Raw genomic sequence first — 8,542 nt, 5'->3', positions numbered from 1 at the left:
AGTACCAGTCGGAGGTGCGGTGCGAACAGACCCCGGAGGGATCGCTCTCACGCGACGCCCGCCACACACGGGCCGTGCGCTCGGTCTGCTGGCCGCCCTCGGTGTCCTGGTTTTCCTGTGCCTGCTGAGTGTCTGGCTGGGCTCGAAGGAGATCTCGTTCGGTGCCGTCTGGCAGGTGCTGTGGCACGACGACGGCTCGGCCGACGCGGTCATCATCCACAGTGTCCGGATGCCGCGGACCCTGCTGGCCGTCCTGGTGGGCGCCGCGCTCGGCCTGGCCGGCACGGTGATGCAGGCCCTGACCCGCAACCCGCTCGCCGACCCCGGTCTGCTGGGCGTGAGCGCCGGAGCCGGGTTCGCGATCGTCTTCTCGATCACCGTGCTCGGCATCAGCTCGCTCTACGGCTACATCTGGTTCGCCTTCGCGGGAGCGCTCGCCGCGACCACCGTCGTCTACTTCCTCGGTACGCGCGGGCGGGCCGGGTCGAGCCCGGTCAAGCTGGCGCTGGCGGGCGCGGCCGTCACGGCGCTGCTGGCCTCCTTCACCAGCGCGATGGTGCTGTCGGATCCGGTGGCGCTCAACCGCTACCGCTTCTGGTCGTCGGGCTCGCTGTCCGGCGTGGACGCGAACGTCCTGCTGCAGGTGCTGCCGTTCCTCGTCGTCGGCGTGGTGCTCGCGATCGCGAGCGGCCCGGCGCTCAACAGCCTGGCCCTCGGCGACGACGTCGCGATCGCGCTGGGCCGGAAGCTCGGCCCGCTGCGGCTGCGCGGCGCGCTGGCGATCACCCTGCTGACCGGCGCGGCCGTCGCCGTCGCCGGGCCGATCCTGTTCCTGGGCCTGATCGTCCCGCACGCGGTGCGGTTCATGCTCGGCCCGGACCACCGCTGGCTGCTGCCCTACACCGCGGTGCTCGCCCCGAGCCTGCTGCTCGCCGCCGACATCCTCGGCCGGGTCCTGGCGCGGCCGAGCGAGATCCGCGCGGGCGTGATCGTCGCGTTCCTCGGCGCCCCGTTCTTCATCTACCTGGTCCGCCGGCGCAAGCTCGCGGAGTCCTGACATGAGCGAGCTTGCGAGCGAATCGACCAACACCGCGCCTTCGGCTCAGGCCGCGCCGAGCGTCAGCGAGGCGTGCGCATGAGCCTGCTGCACCTCCGGCGCGACCGCGTCACCTTCCGCCTCGCCGCGCCCCCGGTGTCCGGCCGCGTCCGGCCGCGGCTGCTGCTGGTCTCCGGGATCCTCGCCGTCCTCGCGTTCGTGTTGTTCTGCCTGGGCATGACGATCGGCGACGTCCCGATGAGCGTGTCCGACGTCCTCTCGGGCCTCTTCGGCGGCGGCGACACCGGGAACACCTACATCGTGCAGGAACTGCGGCTGCCGCGGGCGCTGACCGGGCTGCTGGCCGGGCTCGCGTTCGGCGCGTCCGGCGCGGTGTTCCAGACGATCACCCGCAACCCGCTGGCCAGCCCGGACATGATCGGCATCAACGCGGGCGCGGCCACGTTCGTCGTCGCCGGGATCGCGTTCGGCTTCGGCGGCGGGCTCGGCACCACCACCCTCGGCCTGGCCGGCGGCCTGCTGACCGCGTTGCTGGTGTACGCGCTGGCGTGGCGGCGCGGCACCACCGGGTACCGGATCCTCTTGGTGGGCATCGGGATCTTCGCGATGTGCACGAGCCTCACGGACTACCTGCTCAGCAAGGCGCAGATCACCGAGGCGCAGGCGTCGATCGGCTGGCTGGTCGGCAACCTCGCCAACCGCGGCTGGGACCACGTCGTGCCGCTGTTCGCCGCGCTGGTCGTGCTGTTCCCGCTGGTGCTGGCGCTGTCGCGGTGGATGGGCACGCTGCTGCTCGGCGACGACGTGGCCGCCGGGCTCGGCACGCCGGTGCAGCCGGTCCGGCTCGGGCTGCTGCTGGCCGGCGCCGGGCTGGTCGCGTTCGCGACCGCGTCGGCCGGGCCGATCTCCTTCGTCGCGCTGACCGCACCGCAGATCGCGCAGCGGCTCGCCCGGCTGTCGTCGCCGCCGATCACCGCGTCCGCGCTCACCGGCGCGGTCGTGGTGCTGGGCAGCGACATCATCGCGCGCGAGCTCACCGCGTCCGCGCTGCCGGTCGGCATCGTGACCGGCGTGCTGGGTGCTCCGATCCTGCTCTGGCTGCTGGCCAGGGCCAACCGTTCCGGTTCCGGAGGCTGAGAAGATGACACCGTCCCTGCGCGTGCGGGACCTCCGCGTCGCCTACGACGACCGGGTCGTCATCGACGGCCTCGACCTCGAGATCCCGCCGGGCCGGATCACCGCGATCGTCGGCCCGAACGCGTGCGGGAAGTCGACGCTGCTGCGCACGCTCGCCCGGCTGCTCACGCCGAAGTCGGGTGGTGTCTACCTCGACGGCCGGCCGATCCACGACCTGCCGACCCGCCAGGTCGCCCAGCAGCTCGGCATCCTCCCGCAGTCGCCGGTGGCGCCGGAGGGCATGACGGTCGCCGACCTCGTCGGCCGCGGCCGCGCCCCGCACCAGAGCTGGTGGCGCCAATGGTCCACATCGGACGAAGGCGCGGTGCGCGAGGCATTGGCGGCGACGGAGCTGACCGACCTGGCCGACCGCCCGGTGGACGAGCTTTCCGGCGGCCAGCGCCAGCGCGCGTGGATCGCGATGGCGGTCGCGCAGGGCACACCGGTGCTGCTGCTCGACGAGCCGACGACGTACCTCGACCTGGCGCACCAGATCGACGTCCTCGACCTGGTCGTCGACCTCAACCGCGGCGAGGGCCGCACGGTGGTGATGGTGCTGCACGACCTGCCGCAGGCGTGCCGCTACGCCGACCACGTGATCGCGATGAAGTCGGGCCGGATCGTGGCCTCGGGCGCGCCGACCGAGGTGATCACCGAGGAGCTGGTGGACGAGGTGTTCGACGTCCGCTGCCGGATCACCGCGGACCCGGTGAGCGGGACGCCGATGGTGATCCCGATCAGCCGCCACCACCCGGCGCCGGTGCACCAGGGCTGACCCCGGCGAACCGGCAGGGACGGCCTTCTTCGCGCCGAGCCCGACTTCGGCTATCCTGGGTCCCGGCCCGCCTCGCGTGTTCCGGGGAACGTCCGGCCGAAACCCCCTCCAGGAAGCAGAGCCATGTTCGTGCTGCCCGAAATCACCACCGGTCCCGAGCGCCACCTGCTGGAGGCCACGATGGACCGCAACCGGCGAGCCGTCGCCGAGACCGCCCGCGGACTGTCGGAGGCCGATGCCCGCGTGCGGCTGGTCGCGTCGATGACCACGCCGATCGGGCTGGTCAAGCACGCGGCCATGGCGGAGCGGCGGTGGTTCCAGTGCTTGCTGCTGGGCCGCGCCGAGTCCGAATGCGACGGTCCCACGACGCCGGGCGACCCCAGTTTCGTGGTCACCGAAGGGGAAACGGTCGCCGACGTGATCGCCGAGTTCGAGCGGGCCGGCGCCCGGTCCCGGGAAATCGCGGCCCGCTTCGACCTCGACGACACGTGGACGCACGACGTCCTCGGCGAGGTGAACCTGCGGTTCGTCTACCTGCTCCTGATCGAGGACTTCGCCCGCCACGCCGGCCACGGCGACATCCTGCGGGAGCAGCTGGCCGCCCGTTGAACTCGTAGCCTGCGGCGTGAACGACCTGGCTCGACGGCCCGCTCGACGGCTGGACCGGCTCGAGCGCGCTCAGGCCGGCCCGACCTTCATCGTACGATCACGCGAGCAGGTGATTTTTTGAACGTCAGAAGCGAACATCACGCCTGCCGCCGCGAGCGTCACCAGCAGCCACAGAATTTGCCAAGGACCGACACCGCCACCAATACCGGCCGCGCCGGCCGGACGGGCATGCGCCCGGGTATCCCAGAACGCCCATCCGAAGTGTCCGTCCGACTTCGAACAGCGTTTACGATCTCCGTCTGGCGGGTCAGCGGGCGCTGACCGCGTACTCCCCCGCCGGCGCCGCCACCACCCGGCGGTCCACAACGGACTGCAGGATCTCCCCCACCCGCACCGCCGTGTTCGACAGCAGCGACGACGTGATGCCGTGCGTGTGCTCCGTTCCGCCCTGGAGGTAGATCCCGCCGCGCAGCACAGGTTCCGTGGTCAAGCGGTAGTCACGCTCGACACGCAAGCGGCCCTCCTCGTCGCGGGAACACCGCGGGCCGAGCTCGCCCAGCAACGGTGTCGGGTCGGCCGGGCGGTAACCGGTCGCGTAGACGATCGCGTCCGCCTCCAGCACCGTGCGCTCGCCCGTCGTCAGTGACTCGATCGTCACCGACACCGCCGTGCCCGTGTCGGTCACCTCGACCGGGCGGGAGACGTTCAGCAACCGCAACCGCTCCACCCCGAGCACCTTCTCGCGGTAGACCCGCCGGTACAGCTCGTCGATCAGGTCGATGTCGACCGCGGAGTAGTTCGTCGCGCCGTGGTAGCGCATCAGGCGGTCCTTGACCGGTTCGCCCGCGCGGTAGAACTGGTCGACGGCGTCCGGGTCGAAGATCCGGTTCGCGAACGAGCTGTCGTCGGCCGGGCTGTAGCCGTAGCGGGCGAACACCGCGCACACCTCGGCCTGCGGGAACTCGTCGTGCAGCAGCGCCGCCACCTCGGCGGCGCTCTGCCCGGCGCCCACCACGACCAGGCGCCGGGGCGACGTGCCGCGCAGGGCGTCGACGCGGAACAGCAGTTCGCTGTTGTGCCAGATCCGCGGCCCGGCGGTGATCCCTTCGGGCAGCTGCGGCCGCAAGCCGGTGCCCACCACCAGGTTCCGGGCGCGCAACGACGAGCCGTCCGAAGCCTCGACGTCGAAGTAGGCCACCTCGGAACCGTCGTACACCGGCTTCACCGACACGACCTCGGTGCCGTACGAGACGACGTCGTCGACCTTCGCGGCCGCCCACTCGAAGTAGTCGTGGAACTCGACCCGCAGCGGGAAGAGGTTCTTGTGGTTGATGAAGTCGACCAGCCGCCCCGCCGAGTGCAGGTAGTTGAGGAAGCTGAACCTGCTGGTCGGGTTCCGCATGGTGACCAGGTCCTTCAGGAACGACACCTGCATCGTGGCCGTGTCGATGAGCATCCCGCGGTGCCAGCCGAACTTCGGCTGCCGCTCGAGGAAGTGCGCGGTCACCGGCTCCCCGGCGCCGGCGTTGTGCTCGGCGAGGGCGATCGCGAGGGCCAGGTTCGACGGTCCGAAGCCCACGCCGACGATGTCGTAGATCGGGACCTCTGCAGTCATGTTGCTCCCTCGCGTGCTCCGGTACCGTTCAGGGAACCCTAACCTAACTTAGGCGAGCCTCGCCTAGTACGTTCGTGGTGATGTTCGTCCCCCGATCACGAAAGGGCACTCTCGAATGCGCGTGGCGATGTTCGGCTACCAGACCTGGGGGCACCGGACCCTGCAGGCGCTCATCGACGCGGGACACGACGTCGCCCTCGTGGTGACGCACCCGAAGAGCGACCACGCCTACGAGCGAATCTGGGCCGATTCGGTCGCCGACCTCGCCGAGGCCAACGCCATCCGCGTCCTGCTCCGCACCCGCCCGGACGACGCCGAACTGCTGGCCGAGCTCAAGGCCGCGGACCTCGACCTGATCGTCGCGAACAACTGGCGCACCTGGCTGCCCCCGGAGATCTTCGACCTCCCGCGGCACGGCACCCTCAACATCCACGACTCGCTGCTGCCGTCGTACGCGGGCTTCTCCCCGCTCATCTGGGCGCTGATCAACGGTGAGCCCGAGGTCGGCGTCACCGCCCACATGATGGACGGCGAACTCGACGCGGGCGACATCGTCCTGCAGCGCGCGATCCCGGTCGGCCCGGCGGACACCACGACGGATCTGTTCCACCGCACGGTCGACCTGATCGCCCCGCTCACGGCCGAAGCGATCTCGAAGATCGAGACGGGGTACACCCCGGTGCCGCAGGACCGCTCGAAGGCCAGCTTCTTCCACAAGCGCGCCCGCCGCGACAGCCTGATCGACTGGACCCTCCCGCCCGAGGACCTCGAGCGCTTCGTGCGCGCGTTGTCGGACCCGTACCCGAACGCGTTCACCCACCACCGCGGCGAGGAGCTGCGGATCCTCAAGGCATCGGTGTCGAAGGGGCACTACGGCGGCACGCCGGGCCGGATCTTCATCAAGGAGGGCGACGGCGTCGTGATCGTGGCCGGCCCGCAGGCGCGCCGCGGTCAGTCGGCCGGCCTGGTCGTCGAGCGGGTCCGCACCGCCGACGGCACGGAACTGCCGGCGCACGAGTACTTCAAGACCATGGGCGGGTACCTGACCGACCGGCCTTGATCCGGTGAGCGGGAATTCCTGGCCGCCGCGGTGTCCCGGCGGCCAGGATGACCCGCATGCCCGGGATCAGCTTCCTCGACGCCCACCGCACCTGGGTGCTCACCGGCACGACGACCACCTACGCCCTGCGGCTCGACGAAGACGACGTCCCCACCCACGTGTACTGGGGTCCGCGCCTGTCCCCGCCCCAGGTCGTCGAACTCACGCAGAAAACTCTTCCCCGCTGGGACGGCTTCAACGACCCGAACGAAGGTCTCGACGAACTCGCGGCGGACAGCGGCACCCGTTACTGGACCCCGGCCCTGCAACTCCGCTTCGCCGACGGCACCCGGGGCCTCGAATGGCGGTACCAGCGCCACGAAATCACCGAGCGCCACCTGGCGATCCACTGCACCGACCGCCACTACTCCGTGCGGATCACCCTCCACTACCGGTTCCGGTCCGACGTCCTCGAACGCTGGACCGAGCTGTCCGCCGACACCGACGTCGAGGTCGCCCGGGCCGACTCCGCGACCTGGGCCCTGCCCGTCCTCGAGGACTACCGGCTCAGCCACACCACCGGCCGCTGGGCCGCGGAAACCCAGCTGCGACGGGAACCCGCCCCGCACGGGGAGACCGTCTTCGGCAGCCGCCGTGGGATCACCAGTCACCACGCCAACCCCTGGGTCATGGTCGACGACGGCACCGCCACCGAACACCACGGCGAGGTCTACGGCGTCGCGCTCGCGTGGAGCGGCTCGTGGCGCCTCACCACGACCCGCTCCTCGACCGGGCGCCTGACGGTCAGCGGCGGCTTCGGGCAAGACGGCGTCGTCCACCGGATCGGGCCCGGCCGGCCGCTGACCACCCCGGTCGCCGCCGGCCTGCACACCCGCGGCGGGTTCGGCGCCGCGAGCCGCGCGTGGCACGCCTACGTCCGCGAACACGTCCTGCCGCACCCCGCGGAGCTGCGCCCGGTCCTCTACAACTCCTGGGAAGCCACGGGATTCGCCGTCTCCGAAGGCGGCCAGCTCGCCCTCGCCGAGCGGGCCGCGGCGCTCGGCGTCGAGCTGTTCGTGCTGGACGACGGCTGGTTCGGCGCCCGCACCGGCGACCACGCCGGGCTCGGCGACTGGCACGTCAACCGCGAGCGCTTCCCCGGTGGCCTCCGGCCGCTGGTCGACGCGGTGCACGCGCTGGGCATGAAGTTCGGGCTCTGGGTCGAGCCCGAGATGGTCAACCCGGACAGCGACCTCCACCGCGCCCACCCGGACTGGGTGCTGCACCACCCGCACCGGCGCCGGTCGGAACTGCGCAACCAGCTCGTCCTCAACTTCGCGCGGCCCGACGTCGCCGTGTGGGCGCACGGCTGGCTCGACCGGCTCGTCGGCGACCACGGCGTCGACTTCCTCAAGTGGGACATGAACCGCCCGTTCAGCGAAGCGGGCTGGCCGGGCGAAGCGGACCAGGACCGGCTGTGGGTCGAGCACACCCGTGCGGTGTACGCGATCCTGGACCGCCTCCGCCGCGACTACCCCGGCCTGCGGATCGAGGCGTGCAGCGGTGGCGGCGGCCGGGTCGACCTCGGCGTGCTCGCCCGCACCGACCAGGTCTGGCCGTCGGACAACACCGACGCCCTCGACCGGCTCCGCGTCCAGCACGGCTACAGCCAGCTCTACCCGGCCCGCGCGATGGCGGCCTGGGTCACCGACGACCCGAACTTCGTCACCGCCCGCTCGGTGCCGCTGCGCTTCCGGTTCCACGTCGCCATGGCCGGCGTGCTCGGTCTCGGCGGCGACATCGCGCACTGGCCGGACGAAGACCTCGCGCTCGCCCGGGAAATGATCGCGCTGTACCGGGACATCCGGCCCGTGGTGCAACACGGGGCGCTGCACCGGCTCCGGCCACCGGTCGACGACGGCCTCGTCGCGCTCCAGTACGTCCTCGGCGACCGGTCGGTCGTGTTCGCCTACCGGCAGGCCGCGCACTTCGCCGAGCCGGACCGGCCGCTGCGGCTCGGCGGGCTCGATTCCGCTGACCGGTACCTCGATCCGGATTCCGGCACCACGCACTCCGGCGCCGTGCTGCTCGCCCACGGACTGCGCCTCGGGCTCCCGACCGGCGACTTCGCGAGCGCAGTCGTCCGACTGGAGCGAATTTCGCGCTAGAGATCGGATCTATCAGTCACCCTTCGACGGTTTCACCGCCACTGAGCGCTTGACAGCCCATCAGACGTCAGATCAAATGCGTCATACATCACATCTGGTGGGA

At 71.2% G+C, this 8,542-nt stretch carries 7 protein-coding genes; 6 read left to right on the top strand and 1 reads right to left on the bottom strand.

From position 1 onward, the window contains the following. The first annotated feature begins 19 nt into the window (after positions 1-19). The 4 genes from MUY14_RS12365 to MUY14_RS12350 all read left to right on the top strand — a co-directional run bounded on the left by MUY14_RS12365 (position 20) and on the right by MUY14_RS12350 (position 3,617). On the top strand, positions 20-1,057 hold the full coding sequence (locus MUY14_RS12365) for an iron ABC transporter permease (protein WP_247023121.1): 1,038 nt from the start codon (positions 20-22) through the stop codon (positions 1,055-1,057). Positions 1,058-1,135: 78 nt separating this feature from the next. Next, the gene (locus tag MUY14_RS12360; RefSeq protein ID WP_247023120.1) at positions 1,136-2,194 is read left to right on the top strand and encodes an iron chelate uptake ABC transporter family permease subunit; all 1,059 of its coding nucleotides are present in this window, start codon (positions 1,136-1,138) and stop codon (positions 2,192-2,194) included. A 4-nt stretch (positions 2,195-2,198) separates the two neighbouring features. Then, positions 2,199-3,008, top strand: coding sequence for an ABC transporter ATP-binding protein (locus MUY14_RS12355; protein ID WP_247023119.1), 810 nt, complete (start codon positions 2,199-2,201; stop codon positions 3,006-3,008). Positions 3,009-3,131: 123 nt separating this feature from the next. Beyond that, positions 3,132-3,617 (top strand): DinB family protein, encoded by a 486-nt coding sequence (locus tag MUY14_RS12350; RefSeq protein ID WP_247023118.1) that lies wholly within the window; start codon positions 3,132-3,134, stop codon positions 3,615-3,617. A gap of 307 nt (positions 3,618-3,924) precedes the next feature. Here MUY14_RS12350 and MUY14_RS12345 read toward each other — a convergent pair whose 3' ends face one another. Then, a complete protein-coding gene (locus tag MUY14_RS12345; protein ID WP_247023117.1) occupies positions 3,925-5,232 on the bottom strand; it encodes a lysine N(6)-hydroxylase/L-ornithine N(5)-oxygenase family protein in 1,308 nt (435 codons plus the stop codon). Positions 5,233-5,347: 115 nt separating this feature from the next. Here MUY14_RS12345 and MUY14_RS12340 point away from each other — a divergent pair, with 115 nt between their 5' ends. Both MUY14_RS12340 and MUY14_RS12335 read left to right on the top strand, forming a co-directional pair. Further along, positions 5,348-6,292: a methionyl-tRNA formyltransferase gene (locus MUY14_RS12340; protein ID WP_247023116.1), complete on the top strand. Its 945-nt coding sequence runs from the start codon at positions 5,348-5,350 to the stop codon at positions 6,290-6,292. Between the two features lie 56 nt (positions 6,293-6,348). After that, positions 6,349-8,439 carry an alpha-galactosidase gene (locus tag MUY14_RS12335; RefSeq protein WP_247023115.1) on the top strand — a complete coding sequence of 697 codons (2,091 nt, stop codon included), beginning with the start codon at positions 6,349-6,351 and terminating at the stop codon, positions 8,437-8,439. Positions 8,440-8,542 lie beyond the last annotated feature (103 nt).

The organism is Amycolatopsis sp. FBCC-B4732, from assembly GCF_023008405.1.
Lineage (GTDB): Bacteria > Actinomycetota > Actinomycetes > Mycobacteriales > Pseudonocardiaceae > Amycolatopsis > Amycolatopsis pretoriensis_A.
This window is presented reverse-complemented; position numbering and strand designations above follow the sequence as displayed.